Below are 15,618 nucleotides of genomic sequence, written 5' to 3'. Positions count from 1 at the left end.
GATGTTCAGATCCGCTCCCCGCCACCGACGCTTCGCACTGATCGCCCAGCTGGTGGCGGTGGTGCTGGCGATCGGCGCGGCCGTGACCGTGGTCGCCGAGGAGCGGGGGGAGCCGTCCGATCGGCTGACCGCCGAGGAGGCCGCCGCGCCGCCGCTGGTGGCGGGGCCGCTGCCGGAGTCGGTCAGTCCGTCGCCGAGCGCCACGGTGGCGGCGTCGTCGAGCACGCCGCCGGTGCTGAAGATGCCCGGTGCGGTCCCGAGCGCGGGGACCGGCCGCTTCGAGTACGACGACCGGTCCGGTCCGGTTCTGGGCCGTGCCGGTGGGCTGCGTCGCTTCCGGGTGGCGGTCGAGTCGGGCAGCGACGAGGACGTGGCCGCGTTCGCGCAGGCTGTCCAGGTGGCGCTCACCGGGCCGGGTAGCTGGGTCGACAGCGGTCGGCTGCGGTTGCAACAGGTGCCCGGGGACGCTCCCCGGGACTTCACCGTCTACCTGGCGACCGCCCGTACGGCGGGCCGGATGTGCGCCGCGGGTGGCGTGGACATCCGGGTCGGCGGGAGGCCGTACACCTCCTGCCGCGCGCCCGGTCAGGTGATCGTCAACCTGGACCGGTGGCGGCTGTCGGTGCCGCACTACGTCTCGGCGCGGGTGCCGCTGTCGGTGTACCGGACGTACGTGGTCAACCACGAGGTCGGTCACCAACTCGGTCACCACCACGAGCGCTGCCCGGGCGCGGGACGCCCGGCGCCGGTGATGATGCAACAGACCCTCTTCCTCAACGGGTGTCGGGCCAATCCGTGGCCGTACGTCGACGGTCGGCGCTACGCCGGGCCGGCGCTCTGAGACCGCTCGGACGTATTGCGGTAATAGGCGGGAAAAGCGGAGAATTGACCGAATAGTCTGGCACGCTGGACGTCATGATGCCGTCGTCCCCTTACGGCCCGCCCGAGCCGCCCGACCCGTCGGTGGGGTCGGCGGACGAGGGCGTACGTCCCACGCTCACCCGGATGCGCCGTCGTCGTCGACGCACCGTGCTGCTCGGGCTTCTCGTCCTCGTCACCGCCGTCGGCGTGACCGTGGCACGGGGAGGCGAGGAGCCGGTCGACGCACCGGTCACCCCGACCGACGGCGGCATGGGCGTGGGCGGCGGGGCGGCCCATCCGACACCCAGCGACTACCCGTCGGTCGGCGCGGGCCGGTTCACCGCCGCCGACGGGGGCACGGTCGTGCACGGCGAGGACGGGCCGCTGCGCCGGTACCGGGTCGTGGTCGAGCGCGACAGCGGCCAGGACGCCGACGCCTTCGCGGCGCGGGTGGACGAGGTGCTGGCCGACCCGCGTAGCTGGATCGCCTCCGGCGAGCTGCGCGTGCAGCGGGTGGCCGACGCGCGGGCCGCCGACTTCACCATCTACCTCGCCACCCCGGTCACCTCGGAGCGGATGTGCGCCGAGGGCGGGCTGACCACCGAGCGGTACACGTCCTGCCGGCTGCCCGGCCGGGTCATCATCAACCTGGCCCGCTGGCAGGAGGCGGTGCCCGACTACGGCGCGCCGCTGGAGACGTACCGCACCTATGTGATCAACCACGAGGTCGGCCACGAGTTCGGCGCGGAGCACGAGGCGTGCCCCGGGCCGGGCGAGCCCGCGCCGGTGATGCAGCAACAGACGTACGGGCTGCACGGCTGCGTGGCCAACGCCTGGCCCTACCTCGACGGCCGTCGCTACGCGGGCGACGTCGTTCCCTGAGTTATTCCCGCTCCCGCATCGCGGACGACGTGTCCTCCCTCATGGCCGAGCGGGGCCCCGGCGAGCAACAATGACGCGGTTCACACCGCCGATCCCGGGGAGTCCACCGTGTCGTTGCCCCCGCTCGTCGAGCCCGCCGCCGAGCTGACCGTTGACGAGATCCGCCGCTACTCACGCCACCTGATCATCCCGGACGTCGGGGTGGCCGGGCAGAAGCGGCTGAAGAACGCCCGGGTGCTCTGTGTCGGCGCTGGTGGCCTCGGCTCACCCGCCCTGCTGTACCTGGCCGCTGCCGGGGTGGGCACGCTCGGCATCATCGACTTCGACACCGTCGACGAGTCCAACCTCCAGCGTCAGGTCATCCACGGGGTGTCCGACGTCGGCCGGTCCAAGGCCGAGTCCGCCGCGGCGTCGATTCGTGAGATCAACCCGCTGGTCACCGTGGAGATCCACAACACCGCGTTGGACCGGGAGAACGTCCGCGAGATCTTCGCCCAGTACGACCTGATCGTCGACGGCACCGACAACTTCGCCACCCGCTACATGGTCAACGACGCGGCGGTGCTGCTCGGCAAGCCGTACGTCTGGGGTTCGATCTACCGGTTCGACGGTCAGGCGTCGGTGTTCTGGGCCGAGCACGGCCCCTGCTACCGGTGCCTCTACCCGGAGCCGCCGCCGCCCGGCATGGTCCCCTCCTGCGCCGAGGGCGGCGTGCTCGGCGTGCTCTGCGCGTCGATCGGGTCGATCCAGGTGAACGAGGCGATCAAGCTGCTCACCGGCATCGGCGAGCCGCTGGTGGGCCGGCTCATGGTCTACGACGCCCTGGAGATGGAGTACCGCAAGATCAAGGTCCGGAAGGACCCGAACTGCGTGCTCTGCGGCGAGAACCCGACCGTCACCGACCTGCTCGAAGACTACGAGGACTTCTGCGGCGCGGTCTCGGTCGAGGCGCAGGAGGCGACGCTCGACTCGACCATCACCGCCCTGGAGCTCAAGGAGTGGCAGGACGCCGGCAAGGACATCTTCCTCGTCGACGTACGCGAGCCGGCCGAGTACGAGATCGTCCGCATCCCCGGCGCCACCCTGATCCCCAAGGGCGACATCATCTCCGGCGAGGCCCTGTCGAAGCTCCCGCAGGACAAGCAGATCGTGCTGCACTGCAAGTCCGGCGTCCGCTCCGCCGAGGCGCTCGCCGCGCTGAAGTCGGCCGGATTCCGGGACGCCGTGCACGTGCAGGGCGGCGTGCTCTCCTGGATCAAGCAGATCGACCCGTCGCTGCCCGCGTACTGACCGGCGGAGCCGGGGCGGCCCGGCCGTCCCGGCTCCGACCCGTCGCGTCAATCGACGCAGATGGCTCCGACCAGACCCGCGCGCCGAGCGACGCAGCCATTTCCGGCTGGCCGATTCCCCGAGGCGGGATCGGGTCTGCGCAGGTAGCGTCTCCGCCGTGGTCGACTTGGAAGCCGCGATCGGGTTCGTCGTGGCGCACGGTGACGCGGTGGAACGCGCCCGCCTCTCCTGGCTGCGCAACGGTACGCCCGCACCGCCCGAGCTGTTGGACGCGGCCGAGGTCGGCCAGTCGCCCGACGGTGGCTGGCCGGCGACCTGGGGTGGTGAGGTCGCCTCGGTCGACGCCACCTGTTTCCGCCTCGGCGAGCTGGACGACCTCGGCGCGCTGGGCCGTCCCGCCGCCCGCCGGGCACTGGACTGGTTGGCGTCCCGGCAGCAGCCCGACGGTGGCTGGGACGAGGACCTCTCGCTGGCCGGCTCGGCACCCGAGTGGGCCCGTCCCGGCGACCCCGAGGCGAAACTGTTCCTGACCACCAACGCCGGCTTCTGGCTCACCGTCGCCGGCCTGGACGCCCGCGCCTCGGGTCCGCTCGACCACCGGGTCGGTGGGGCGTACGCCGGTGTGGTGCAGGCCGCCGCCCAGTCGATCGTCGCGCGGCTGCGCCCGGACGGGAGCTGGCCGTCGTTCCTCGCCGCCGGCTGGCTGGGCGCGGCCGTCCTGCACCGTCAGGACATGTTCCAGGAATCGGCGCGCATCCAGGTGGTGCTCGCCGAACGGATGGCCACCATGTCGGCCGGCGACGTGGCCTGGCTGGCGGCCACGCTGCGCCGGGTCGGCATCGACGCCCACGACTGGGTCATGGTGCGCGCCCTGCGCCGGCTCGCCGAGACCCAGCGCAGCGACGGTGGCTGGGAGAGCGACGACGGCCACCAGTTCGACGTGCACTCCACGCTCTCCGCCATTCGGGCCTGCCGCCCGTCCGCGGCCGCCTGAGCGGCCGACGCGGCCTGGCGCACGGCCGCCCGTCCGCGACCGTCTGAGCGGCCGACGCGCTCTAGCGCACGTGCCCGTCCCCGGTGACGACGTACTTGGTGCTGGTCAGCTCGGGTAGGCCCATCGGCCCCCGGGCGTGCAGTTTCTGGGTGGAGATGCCGATCTCGGCGCCGAAGCCGAACTCGCCGCCGTCGGTGAACCGGGTCGACGCGTTCACCATCACCGCTGCCGCGTCCACCCGGGCGACGAACGCGCGGGCGGCCGTCGTCGAGTCGGTGATGATCGCCTCGGTGTGCCCGGTGCCGAAGCGGCGGATGTGCGCGACCGCCGCGTCCAGCGAGTCGACCACCGCCACCGAGATGTCCGCCGACAGGTACTCCGTGGCGTAGTCCTCCTCGGTGGCCGGGACCACGGCGGCCGAGTGGGCGGCCACCTCGGGGGAGCCGTGCACGGTCACCCCGGCCTCGGCGAACGCGGCCAGCATCGGCGGCAGGAACGCGTCGGCGACGTCCGCGTGCACCAGCAGCGACTCGGCGGTGTTGCAGGTGGACAGGCGCTGCGTCTTGGCGTTCAGCGTCACCGCGACCGCCTTGGCCAGGTCGGCGGCGGCGTCGACGTAGACGTGGCAGTTGCCCACCCCGGTCTCGATGACCGGCACCGTCGACTCCTCGACCACGGTGCGGATCAGCGACGCGCCACCGCGCGGGATGAGCACGTCGACGAGCCCTCGGGCGCGCATCAGCTCCTTGACCGAGTCGCGCGTGCTGGCGTCGAGCAACTGCACCGCGTCGGCCGGCAGACCGGCCTCGACGACCGCGTCGCGCAGCACGGCGACCAGCGCGGCGTTCGAGTGCGCGGCCGACGACGACCCGCGCAGCAGCGCCGCGTTGCCGGATTTGAGGCAGATGCCGGCCGCGTCCACCGTCACGTTGGGCCGCGCCTCGTAGATGATGCCGACCACCCCGAACGGCACCCGGATCTGCCGCAACTCCAGGCCGTTGGGCAGGGTGGAGCCACGGACCACCTCGCCGACCGGGTCGGGCAGCGCGGCCATCTCGCGCAGCGCGCCGGCGATGCCGGCCACCCGGCCCGCGTCGAGGGCGAGCCGGTCCAGCACGGCCGCGCTCAGCCCGGCGTCGCGCCCGGCCGCCAGGTCCGCCTCGTTCGCGGTCAGGATCTCCGGGGTACGCGCCACCAGCGCGTCGGCCATCGCGACCAGCGCGGTGTCCTTGACGGTACGGGTGGCCACGGCCAGGTCGGCGGCGGCGTCCCGCGCCCGCTTCGCCTGTTCGACGACGCTCATCGACTACTCCTCAGCTGGGCGAGATGGCTTACAGCAGTACGAGGTCGTCGCGGTGGACGACCTCCCGTTCGTACGCCGGGCCGAGCGCCGCGGCGAGTTCGGAGGTGGAGCGGCCGAGCAGCCCGGGCAGCTCCACCGCGTCGTAGTTGACCAGGCCACGGGCGACCGGTGCGCCGGCGGTGTCGACCAGGTCCACCGGGTCGCCGGCGGTGAAGGTGCCGTCCACGGCGGTGATCCCGGCCGGCAGCAGCGACTTGCGCCGCCCGACGACGGCGGCCACCGCGCCCGGGTCCAGGTGCAGGCGGCCCCGGGGCGAGGTGGCGTGGGCCAGCCAGAACAGCCGGGCCGTCGGCCGTTGCCGCTGCGGGTGGAACAGGGTGCCGACCGCGTCACCGGTCAGCGCCGGCGCGGCCAGGTCGGCGGAGGTGAGCACCACGGGGATGCCGAAACCGGTGGCGATCCGGGCCGCCTCGACCTTGGTCACCATGCCGCCGGTGCCGACGCCGGACCGGCCGGCGCCGCCGATGGTGATCCCGGCGAGATCCTCCTCGCCGCGCACCTCGGCGATCCGTACCGACTGCGGGCGGGCCGGGTCGCCGGTCCAGAGCGCGTCCACGTCGGAGAGGAGCACCAGCAGGTCGGCGTGCACCAGGGCGGCCACCAGGGCGGCCAGCCGGTCGTTGTCGCCGAACCGGATCTCCTCGGTGGCGACCGTGTCGTTCTCGTTGACGATCGGCACCGCCCGCAGGTCGAGCAGTTTGCGCAGGGTGCGGTACGCGTTGCGGTAGTGCGCCCGGCGGGTCACGTCGTCGACGGTGAGCAGCACCTGGCCGACGGTGCGGCCGTGCCGGGCGAAGCTGGCCGCGTACCTGCCGATCAGCAGGCCCTGGCCGACGCTGGCGGCGGCCTGCTGGGTGGCCAGGTCGCGCGGACGTCGGGTCAGGCCGAGCGGGGCGAGGCCGGCGGCGATCGCGCCGGAGGAGACCAGCACGACCTCGCGGCCCTCGGCGCCGAGCCGGCCCAGGGTGTCGACGAGCGCGTCGACCCGCTCGTCGGCCAGCCCGCCGGTCGCGGTGGTCAACGAGGAGGATCCGATCTTGACGACGATCCGCCGAGCGGCCGTGACTGCGTCGCGCACCCGACCATTCTGCGTGGTCACGCCCGCGTGGTCCGGTGGCGTTCCCATATGGTGGCCGATTGTGACTCCTGACGAGTACGTCGAGGCGGTGCTGGACCTGGTGGAACGGATTCCGGAGGGTCGGGTGATGTCGTACGGCGCGGTCGCCGACGCGCTGGCCGAACGCTCGGGTCGCTCCTCCGCGCGACTGGTGGGCGGCATCATGGCCCGGCACGGCAGCTCGGTGCCCTGGCACCGGGTGGTCACCGCGAGTGGCCGGTTGCCGCCGGGGCACGAGCGCGAGGCGCGGGCCCGACTGCGGGCCGAGGGGACGCCGTTGCGCGGTGCTGGGGTGGACATCGCGGCGGCCGGCTGGTCGCCCGAGGAGGGGATGTGACCCCCGCCATAACGTGAGTAACATTCGGCCCCATGAACCAGCCGCCGGGTGCTGCCGGCCTGCCCGCCACCGGTCGGCTGCCCCGCCCGGTGCACGTCGGATACGCGCTCGGCTCGCTGGCCACCGGCGCGTTCGGCACCGTGCCCGGCCTGCTGTTGCTGCCGTACCTGACCGACACGCTCGGCGTCGCCGCCGGGATGGCCGCCCTGCTGGTGCTGCTGCCCAAGGCGTGGGACGTGCTGGTGAACCCGGTCGCCGGCCGGATCTCCGATCGCACCCGGTCGCGCTGGGGCGCACGCCGGCCGTACCTGCTCGTCGCCGGTCTCGCGCTCGCCGTGCTCTTCGCGGCGATCTTCGCCGCGCCGTTCGACAGCGGGCCGGCCGCCGCGGCGTACGTGGCGCTCGCCTTCCTGGCCACGGCCACCGCGTTCGCGTTCTTCCAGGTCCCGTACATGGCGATGCCCGCCGAGATGACCGACGACCACACCGAACGCACCCGGCTGATGACCTGGCGGATCGCCCTGCTGGCGCTGGCCATCCTGATCTCCGGCGCGGTCGCTCCGCTGGTAGTGACGGCCGGCGGCGACGGGGTGCCCGGGCATCGTTGGATGGGCCTGTTCGTGGCGGCGCTCATCGCCGTCGGCGCGCTCGGCGCGTTCCTCGGCACCCGGTCCGCACCCGCCGGGGCGGTCGGCGTCAGTGAACCGTCGCTGCGTGCCCAGCTCGCGGTGGCCGGAGCCAACCGGCCGTTCCGGGCGCTGCTGATCTGCTTCGTGGTGCAGTCCGTGGGGGTGGCGACCATCCTCGCCGGGGTCAACTACTTCGCCGGGCAGATCCTGCGCGACGACCGGAACGGGCCGACGCTGCTCTTCGCCTGTTTCGTCGGTCCGGCCCTGCTGGTGATGCCGCTCTGGGCCCGGGTCGGCGCCCGGCTGGGCAAACGGGCCGCCCTGGTCCTCGCCGGGCTCATCCTCGCGGCCGGGGCGTTCGCCCTGGTCGCCGCCCCGGTGCTGCCCCCGGTCGTGGTCTACCTGGTGGTCGCGGTGCTCGGCGTCGGGTACGCCGGGCAGCAGGTGTTCGCGCTGGCCATGCTCCCGGACTGCATCGCGTACGACACGGCGCGTACCGGCCGCCGGCAGGCGGGTGTCTTCACCGGCCTGTGGACCGCCGGGGAGACCTTCGGCCTGGCTCTCGGCCCCGGCATCTACGGCCTCGTGCTCCAGGTCTCCGGCTACGTCTCCTCCGACACCGGCACGTCGGCCGCCCAGTCCGACACGGCGCGGCTCGGCGTCCTGCTCGGCTTCACCCTGATCCCGGCCCTGCTGATAGCACCCCCCATCCTCCTGCTCCGCCACTACACCCTCCCCACCCCCACTTCCGGGGTCGATCCCCGGGTCGATCATGGAGTCGTGGTGGGGGACAAAAGCCGTTGACCGTCACGAGAAGGGCACCACCACTCCATGATCGACGAGAGCAGGGTTGCCGCCGGCGCGCTGTCCCGGGACGGGGTCAGCGCTGAGCAGGCGCTGAACGAGGTTCGGCGGCTGCGGACTGGCGACCGGCCCACCCACGGCGGGCGGCTGTTCGCCTACGTGTACGACCCGGCGGTGCCGGGGCTCGACGACCTCGCGGCCGCCGCGCACTCCGAGAGTGCCCACGTCAACGGGCTCGACCCGACCGCGTTCCCGTCCCTGCTGGCCATGGAGAACGCGCTCGTCGGCGCGGCCGGCCGGGTGCTCGGCGGCGGCCCGGGCACCAGCGCGCCGGACGTGGTCGGCAGCGTCACCAGCGGTGGCACCGAGTCGCTGATCCTCGCCGTCAAGGCGGCCCGGGACGCCCACCCGGAGATCGCCGCGCCTCGGATCGTCGTGCCGTCGACGGCGCACGCCGCGTTCGCCAAGGCGGCGCACTACCTGCGGGTGGCGCTGGACGTGGTACCGGTCTCGCCGGACACGCTGCGGCCCGAACCCGCCGCGATGGCCGCCGCGATCGGGCCGGACACGGTACTGGTCGCCTGCTCCGCGCCGTCGTACGCGCACGGGGTGGTGGACCCGGTCGCCGAGATCGCCGCCGTCGCCGCCGAGGCCGGGGTGCGCTGCCACGTCGACGCCTGCTTCGGCGGCTGGACCCTGCCGTACCTGCGTCGCCTCGGCGCGCCGGTGCCGGCGTTCGACTTCACCGTCCCGGGTGTCACGTCCATCTCGGTCGACCTGCACAAGTACGGGTACGCGCCGAAGGGTGTGTCGGTGCTGCTGCACCGGGACGCCGCCGGCCGCGCGCCGCAGTACTTCGCGTACGCCGACTGGCCCGGGTACACGATGATCAACCCGGTGATCGCCTCGACCCGCTCGGGCGGACCGATCGCCGCCGCGTACGCCACCCTGCGGCACCTCGGCGACGCCGGTTACCTGCGGTTGGCGGCCACCACCCGGGACGCGGTCGCGGCCCTGGCCGAGGCGGTCCGCGCCGTCGACGGGCTGCGGCTGATGGCCGAACCGGAGTCCACAGTGGTCTGCTTCACCGCCACCGAGGGCGGCCCCGACCTGTTCGTGCTGGTCGACGAGCTGACCGCCCGTGGTTGGCACACCCAGCCCCAGCTGTCGTACGCCGATCTGCCGGCCAGTGTGCATCTCACGGTGACCGCTTCGGTGGCGCCCCGGGTGGCCGAGTTCGGACCGGATCTGGCCGCCGCGGTGGCGGCGGCCCGCGCGACCGGCCCGGTGCGGCTGCCCGCCGAACTGGCGTCCCTGCTCGGCGCCCTCACCCCCGAGGCCCTGACGCCGGAGGTGGTGGCCGGCCTGGCCGCCGGGCTGGGCCTGGGGGGTGGCGGCGACAGCACCGGGCCGCTGCCGGATCGGATGGCGGTCGTCAACACGCTGCTCGACGCCGCCCCGCCGGCGCTGCGCGAACGGTTGCTCGTCGAGTTCGTCGGGCTCCTGCAACGCCCCACCTGGGATCCGGCCGTCTGAACGCCGGTGCCCCACCCGCTCGGGGTGGGGCACCGGCCGGCTCAGAGCACGCCGGGCAGTTGCACCCGGTTGTCCTTGTCGTCGAGGTCGCGCCACTGGCGGTCCTGGGCGTCGAAGTGCACGACCTGGAAGCTGCGCTTCATCGCGGCGGCGCCCGACCGGTCGGGCACCAGGTGGACGAAGGTGTACCGCCGGGACTCACCGGCCGGCACCCCCGGCAGGCGGCACGACTGGTTGTCGTCCGCCGCCGCGGCCTTCGGATCGCACCGGGACCAGTCGCCGCCGGCCGGCTCACCCACGTCGAAGCCCCGGAACTCGACCTGCGCCGCGTCGACCTTCCCCGCGTTGCGGACGGTGAAGACGGTGGTGAGCGTGCGGCCGTCCGGGGCGTCGACGAGCGTGTGGGTCATGGTCAACCGCAGGTCGGTGAGCCGGGGATCCTTGCCGAACGCGGTGGGACCGCCGGTCTGGGTGAACCGGCCACCCGTGAACCGGTAGGTGCGCTGCTGTTCCTGCGGCCAGTAGGAAGGGGTGTCGCAGCAGGGCTGTAGGTCGGCCACCCGCACCTGGACGGCACCGGCCGCGGTGACGCTCAGCCCGACGATGTCCTGCACCCCGTTGGTGGTCCGGACGACCCGGCCCAGCGTCACGATCCGCCCACTGTCGTCCCGGTCGAAGGCGATGACCTGCTTCGCGAACGCCTCACCGTAGCGGCAGGCGACCAGGGCGACCGACTCCTGCGCGCCGTCGTCGTCCAGGTCGGCGTGGGCCACCTGCACGTCGGTGAGCAGCGGGACGGCGTCCTTGTTCGCGCTGGTCGCCAGCCGTACGTCGGACGTGGTGCAGGTCGACGGCACGAGCGACGGCCAGTCCGGCAGGTCCAGCCGGGCGGCGAGCAGTTGCTGCCGGCTGATCCGGCCGTCCGGGGCGCCGGATTCGGCCGACGGCGGGGAATCCGGCGACGGGGTGGTGGACGGCGTGGTGGGCGGCGTGGTGGTCGGCGGGGGTGTGGGGTCGACGGACTCCGCCGGCACCGGTGGCGTCCGGTCACCCTTCAGCGCGGCGTTGGCGACGACCGGTGCCAGCACCAGCACGACCGCAGCCGCGGCGACCGCCACGACCCTCGTCCGCCGGCGGCGGCGCAGGGTGCGTCGGGCCTGGTCCGGACCGGGGCCGACGGCCCGGGCGGTGACGTCCGCGCGGTATGCGGCCAACCGCTCGCGCAGCCGCGGGTCGAGATCAGACATCGGACACCCCCTCGGTGTTCTCGTCCAGCAGTCCGGCCAGGGCGGTCCGGCCCCGGTGCAGCCAGGACTTCACGGTGCCCTCGGCCACGCCTTCCTGGAGGGCGATCTGACTGACCGACAGGTCGGCCAGGTAGTGCAGGATGACGGCCCGCCGGTGGTGGGGCGGCAGTTGCGTGAGTGCCGCGTCGATGGCCACCCGGTCCGGCGTCGGACCGTCCACCTCGGCCTCGACGCGTCGCTGCCGCAGCAGGTGGTTGCGGGCCGTGCGGAGCCGACGCCAGCGGCTGCGGGCCAGGTTCCAGGCGACCCGGCGGACCCAGGCCACCGGATCGTCGTACCGGACCAGGCGGTCCCAGCGGGCCAACGCCCGGCAGAACGCCTCCTGGGCGAGATCCTGCGCGTGGCCCAGATCCCCTGTGTACGCGCAGAGCTGGGCGGTGACGCTCCGGAAGTGCGCGTGGTAGAAGTCGTCGAACGGGATCGCCGCCGAATCCGCCCTCTGGGCCGTCAGCGGCGCCGGTGGTTCGTTGGCGCGGGCTCCCATCGTTGCTGTCACTGCCCCTCCCCGTGTGCCGCCGGGCCGGTGCCCTGGGCGCCGGTAACACTCCGCTGCGCGGCCCCTGGTTGCGGCCCGGCCAGCCGCGAATCCGACAGTCGGGGCGCGACGCCGGTGGCAAGGCGACCGGGCCGCGCTCGGGTGAGCGCGGCCCGGTTCGGACTCACCGGTAGGTGATCACCACCGTGTTGTCGGGGTCGTACACCTCCTCCACGAAGTCGAAGCTCGCGTTCATCGGGCGGACGTCCACGTCGGCCTTGCCGGTGCCGACCGTGGTGCCCGCGGCGACCCGGAAACCGAGGGTGAGCCGGACCTCCTTGCCGGCCCCGAGCTTGTTCAGGTCGCAGGTCACCGGCGACCCGGTCTTCGCCGGGTCGTCGCGGCAGGCCGCCCAGCCGGCACCGTCCGGGCGGACCGCCTCCGGCAGGCCGATCCGCAGGGCCACGTAGGCGGCGGGTTCGTTGCCCCCGTTGCGGACCCGCACGGTGATCGTGCCGGTCCGGGAGCCGTCCGGCGCGTCGGTCAGCAGCAGGTTCGTGGCGCTGACGACGAGGTTGACGTCGTGTGGGTTCGGCCCGAAGCTCGTCGGCCCGGAGACCTGCGCGAAGGACCCGCCCTTGAAGCGGTAGCCACGCCACTGTCGCTGCGACCACTCACCGGGCCAGCCACCACCGGGCGCGATGTCGCCGACCTGCACCCGTACGGTGCCGTCGTCCACCACATCCAGGGCGAACAACCACTGCGGCTTGTCGATGCTCGTCGCGACCACCCGGCCCAGCGTGACGATCCTGCCCTGCTGGTCCCGGTCGAAGGCGACCACCTGCATGGGTCCGCCGGTGCCGAGCACGCACTGCACCAGGGCCACCGCCTCCTGGACGCCGTCCCCGTCGACGTCCCCCTGGTCGAACGCCACCAGCCAGTTGGCCTCCTCGCGGTCGTCGGCGCTGAGCCGGATGCCCGACGTGGAACAGCCCGGACCGGCGCGCCACGCGGGCAGGGTCACCGACGCGGCGAGCAGTTGGGCTCGGCTGATCTTCCCGCCCGGTGCGGTGGGGGTCGGGCTACCGCTCGTCAGGGAGGGGCTGGGGGCCGGGCTCGCCGAGCCGCTCGGGGTGGGCGAGGCGGAGATGGTCGGGGTGGGGTCGACCGGGCCCGGCTCGCGATCGGGGCCGTTCATCGCCGCGTACCCGACGGCGGCCCCGCCGAACAGCGCGAGCACCGTCGCGGTGTAGGTGCCCAGCCGGCGACGGCCGCGTCCCCGTGCGGTCCGCCGTACGGCGGCGGGCCCGGGCACCTCGACCTCTGCCAGCACGGTACGGCGGTAGTGGGCGAATTCTTCGGCGAGGTCGAGGATCTCCTGCTCAGACATCTCGCACCTCCTCGGTGGTGTCGCGCAGGTGCGTCGCGAGGGCCGCCCGGCCCCGGTGCAGCCAGGACTTGACAGTCCCCTCGGCGACCCGTTCCTGGGCGGCGATCTCGGCGACGGACAGGTCGGCGAGGTAGTGCAGTACGACGGCCCGGCGCTGCTTCGGTGGCAACTTGGCCAGCGCGGTGTCGAGGGCGACCCGGTCCGGGCTCGGCTCGGCGACGTGGGTCTCCCGTTGCCGCAGCAGCCAGGCCTGAGCGGTGCGCAGCCGCCGCCAGCGGTTGTGGCCGAGGTTCCAGGCGACCCGGCGGACCCAGGCCAGCGGATCGTCGTACCGGGCGAGCCGGCTCCAGTGGGTGTACGCCCGGCAGAACGCCTCCTGAACCAGGTCCTGCGCCTGCCCACGATCACCCGTGTACGCGGTGAGCTGCACTACCAGCGATCGGAAGTGGGCGTGGTAGAAGTCGTCGAAGACCAGTTCGGCGGTCGCGGGGAGAGGGCTTCCCGGCGGGTCGGGGGGCGGGCCGCCCACCCGTACTTCTCCTGTCACAAGCACTCGTCCTCCCCGTGGTGGCCGCAGCGGCGTGTTCGCCAGCACCGGTCACACACTCGGCCGTGCCCGCCGGTTGCGGTCGAAACCGGTGGGGTTGCCTGTCCGGTCCGTGACAACCGGCTGTGATTCACTGTGAGGCGAGGAGAGGGGACGTCCGTGCAGCTACTGGCAGTGCTCGGTGAGCCGATCCGGTTCGTGCTGAACTGGGGGCGCCGCTACTCGCTCTGGGTGTTCAACTTCGGCCTGGCCTGCTGCGCGATCGAGTTCATCGCCACCAGCATGGGCCGGCACGACTTCATCCGGCTTGGCGTGATCCCGTTCGCCCACGGTCCCCGACAGGCCGACCTCATGGTGGTCTCCGGCACGGTGACCGACAAGATGGCCCCGGCCATCAAGCGGCTCTACGACCAGATGCCCGAGCCGAAGTACGTCATCTCGTTCGGCGCGTGCTCCAATTGCGGTGGCCCCTACTGGGACTCGTACTCGGTCACCAAGGGCGTCGACCAGCTCATCCCGGTCGACGTCTACGTACCCGGCTGCCCGCCCCGCCCGGAGGCGCTGCTGCACGGCATCCTGCGCCTCCAGGAGAAGATCGCCGCCGAGCAGTCCGGGATCGGCGGCGTGCCGCAGCGGGACCTGCTCGCCGCGCCCGCCGAGGCCAGCGCACCACGCTCGGTCGACTCCCTCACCGCCCCACCCGTACGCCCGCCCGCCGCGGGTTGACCCCGAGAGCTGGACCCGGCCCGCTAGCGTGCGGACCATGAGCAGCTCAGGGGACCAGCGCTCGGACCACATCGTCGACGTGCTCAACGCGGAGTTCGGCGCGTCGATGGCGATCGACCCGGCGGCCTTCCGCCGCAAGTTCCGGAAGATGGCCGTGTCACCGTTCGCCTTCTACCGGGGCAGCGCCGCGCTGTTCTACGCCGACCAGCGTGGCGACTTCGCCGACGACCGTTTCCTCGACGAGCGGACCGGCCGGGTGTGGATCCACGGCGACCTGCACGCGGAGAACTTCGGCACGTACATGAACGCGTCCGGGCAACTGGTGTTCAACGTCAACGACTTCGACGAGGCGTACGTCGGGCCGTTCACCTGGGACCTGCGGCGGTTCGTGGCCAGCGTGGCGCTGCTCGGCTACAGCAAGGCCCTGTCCGACACGGTGATCGGTGAGCTGGTCACCGGCTTCGCCCGCGCCTACCTGACCGAGCTGCGGGCGATCGCCGCGGGCGGGGACGACGCCATCGGCTCGATCACCCTGGACAACGCCGACGGCGTGCTGCGCCGGGTGCTCCAGCAGGCCCGCCTCAACACGAGGGTCGACCTGCTCGCCGCGCAGACCACCGTCGACAACTACGAGCGGCGGTTCTCCGTCACCGACGGCATCTTCGAGGTCGACCCCCCGACCCGGGACCGGGTGCTCGCCGCCTTCGAGGAGTACCTGGGCACGCTGCCCGCCGCCACGGCCCGGCTGCGTCCGGGGGCCGCCCGGATCAAGGACGTGGTGCTGCGCAAGGGCGTGGGCATCGGCTCGGCGGGGCTGCCGTCGTACAACCTGCTCCTGGAGGGGCACACCCAGGCGCTGGAGAACGACGTGGTGATCTACATGAAGCAGGCGCAGGTCCCGGCGGTGGCCCGCTACAGCACCGACGAGTCGGTGGCCGGTTACTTCCGGCACCAGGGGCACCGGACCGCCGAGTCGCAGCGGGCGTTGCAGGCGCACGCCGACCCGTGGCTGGGCTTCACCGAGCTGGACGGGGCGGGCCAACTGGTCGCCGAGGTCTCCCCGTACGCCGCCGATCTGGACTGGTCCGACGTCAACGAGCCGGACGAGCTGACCGGGGTGCTGGTCGACCTGGGCCGGGCGGTGGCCCGGATGCACTCGGTCGCCGACGACGAGTCCAGCCACGACCTGGTGGACTACTCCACCGAGGAGGCGATCGTCGCGGCCGTGGACGCCGACGAGTCGGGGTTCGTCACCCATCTGGTGGACTTCGCGCACGCGTACGGGGTGCGCGCCCGGCAGGATCACCAGCTCTTCGTGGACCTGTTCCGCAACGGCCGGCTACCGGGGATCTAGCCGGTT

General features: G+C 73.1%; 15 protein-coding genes. 9 read left to right on the top strand and 6 right to left on the bottom strand.

Features of this window, described 5'->3' with window-relative positions; genetic code table 11:
• Nucleotide 1: 1 nt before the first annotated feature.
• The 4 genes from ACN263_RS26720 to ACN263_RS26705 all read left to right on the top strand — a co-directional run bounded on the left by ACN263_RS26720 (nt 2) and on the right by ACN263_RS26705 (nt 4,027).
• Entirely contained in the window at nt 2-841 is an 840-nt protein-coding gene (locus ACN263_RS26720) for a DUF3152 domain-containing protein (RefSeq protein WP_422737013.1), read from the top strand.
• Between the two features lie 74 nt (nt 842-915).
• A complete protein-coding gene (locus tag ACN263_RS26715; RefSeq protein WP_422737012.1) occupies nt 916-1,743 on the top strand; it encodes a DUF3152 domain-containing protein in 828 nt (275 codons plus the stop codon).
• Between the two features lie 108 nt (nt 1,744-1,851).
• Nucleotides 1,852-3,033 carry an adenylyltransferase/sulfurtransferase MoeZ gene (moeZ, locus tag ACN263_RS26710; protein WP_422737011.1) on the top strand — a complete coding sequence of 394 codons (1,182 nt, stop codon included), beginning with the start codon at nt 1,852-1,854 and terminating at the stop codon, nt 3,031-3,033.
• A gap of 106 nt (nt 3,034-3,139) precedes the next feature.
• Complete coding sequence (locus ACN263_RS26705) at nt 3,140-4,027, top strand: prenyltransferase/squalene oxidase repeat-containing protein (RefSeq protein WP_422740834.1); 888 nt, start codon at nt 3,140-3,142, stop codon at nt 4,025-4,027.
• A 61-nt stretch (nt 4,028-4,088) separates the two neighbouring features.
• On the opposite strand, the gene ACN263_RS26700 is transcribed toward ACN263_RS26705, so the two are convergent.
• Together ACN263_RS26700 and proB are read right to left on the bottom strand one after the other, a co-directional pair.
• Entirely contained in the window at nt 4,089-5,330 is a 1,242-nt protein-coding gene (locus tag ACN263_RS26700) for a glutamate-5-semialdehyde dehydrogenase (RefSeq protein ID WP_422737010.1), read from the bottom strand.
• Nucleotides 5,331-5,358: 28 nt separating this feature from the next.
• Entirely contained in the window at nt 5,359-6,516 is a 1,158-nt protein-coding gene (proB, locus tag ACN263_RS26695) for a glutamate 5-kinase (RefSeq protein ID WP_422737009.1), read from the bottom strand.
• Nucleotides 6,517-6,529: 13 nt separating this feature from the next.
• Between proB and ACN263_RS26690 the strand changes: the two genes are divergently transcribed.
• The 3 genes from ACN263_RS26690 to ACN263_RS26680 are packed head-to-tail and all read left to right on the top strand — an operon-like array spanning nt 6,530 to nt 9,813.
• Nucleotides 6,530-6,844, top strand: a complete 315-nt coding sequence (locus tag ACN263_RS26690) for an MGMT family protein (RefSeq protein WP_422737008.1) — start codon at nt 6,530-6,532, stop codon at nt 6,842-6,844.
• A 32-nt stretch (nt 6,845-6,876) separates the two neighbouring features.
• Nucleotides 6,877-8,277, top strand: coding sequence for an MFS transporter (locus tag ACN263_RS26685; RefSeq protein ID WP_422737007.1), 1,401 nt, complete (start codon nt 6,877-6,879; stop codon nt 8,275-8,277).
• A gap of 27 nt (nt 8,278-8,304) precedes the next feature.
• Nucleotides 8,305-9,813, top strand: a complete 1,509-nt coding sequence (locus tag ACN263_RS26680) for a pyridoxal phosphate-dependent decarboxylase family protein (RefSeq protein ID WP_422737006.1) — start codon at nt 8,305-8,307, stop codon at nt 9,811-9,813.
• A gap of 41 nt (nt 9,814-9,854) precedes the next feature.
• Here ACN263_RS26680 and ACN263_RS26675 read toward each other — a convergent pair whose 3' ends face one another.
• The 4 genes from ACN263_RS26675 to ACN263_RS26660 form a co-directional block, all read right to left on the bottom strand.
• The gene (locus tag ACN263_RS26675; RefSeq protein ID WP_422737005.1) at nt 9,855-11,060 is read right to left on the bottom strand and encodes a hypothetical protein; all 1,206 of its coding nucleotides are present in this window, start codon (nt 11,058-11,060) and stop codon (nt 9,855-9,857) included.
• Complete coding sequence (locus tag ACN263_RS26670) at nt 11,053-11,616, bottom strand: SigE family RNA polymerase sigma factor (RefSeq protein WP_422737004.1); 564 nt, start codon at nt 11,614-11,616, stop codon at nt 11,053-11,055. Before ACN263_RS26670 ends, ACN263_RS26675 begins: the two co-directional genes overlap by 8 nt.
• Nucleotides 11,617-11,779: 163 nt before the next feature.
• A complete protein-coding gene (locus ACN263_RS26665) occupies nt 11,780-12,985 on the bottom strand; it encodes a hypothetical protein (RefSeq protein ID WP_422737003.1) in 1,206 nt (401 codons plus the stop codon).
• Nucleotides 12,978-13,514 (bottom strand): RNA polymerase sigma factor, encoded by a 537-nt coding sequence (locus ACN263_RS26660; protein WP_422737002.1) that lies wholly within the window; start codon nt 13,512-13,514, stop codon nt 12,978-12,980. The genes ACN263_RS26665 and ACN263_RS26660 overlap by 8 nt, the downstream gene beginning before the upstream one ends.
• Nucleotides 13,515-13,691: 177 nt before the next feature.
• Between ACN263_RS26660 and ACN263_RS26655 the strand changes: the two genes are divergently transcribed.
• Both ACN263_RS26655 and ACN263_RS26650 read left to right on the top strand, forming a co-directional pair.
• Nucleotides 13,692-14,258, top strand: a complete 567-nt coding sequence (locus ACN263_RS26655; RefSeq protein ID WP_422737001.1) for an NADH-quinone oxidoreductase subunit B — start codon at nt 13,692-13,694, stop codon at nt 14,256-14,258.
• Nucleotides 14,259-14,295: 37 nt separating this feature from the next.
• Nucleotides 14,296-15,612, top strand: coding sequence for a DUF2252 domain-containing protein (locus tag ACN263_RS26650; protein WP_422737000.1), 1,317 nt, complete (start codon nt 14,296-14,298; stop codon nt 15,610-15,612).
• The last annotated feature ends 6 nt before the right edge of the window (nt 15,613-15,618 follow it).

It is taken from the genome of Micromonospora sp. WMMD729, assembly GCF_049315225.1.
Classification (GTDB): Bacteria; Actinomycetota; Actinomycetes; order Mycobacteriales; family Micromonosporaceae; genus Micromonospora.
The sequence above is the reverse complement of the archived record's forward strand: the minus strand, read 5'-3'. Positions and strand labels throughout refer to the sequence as shown.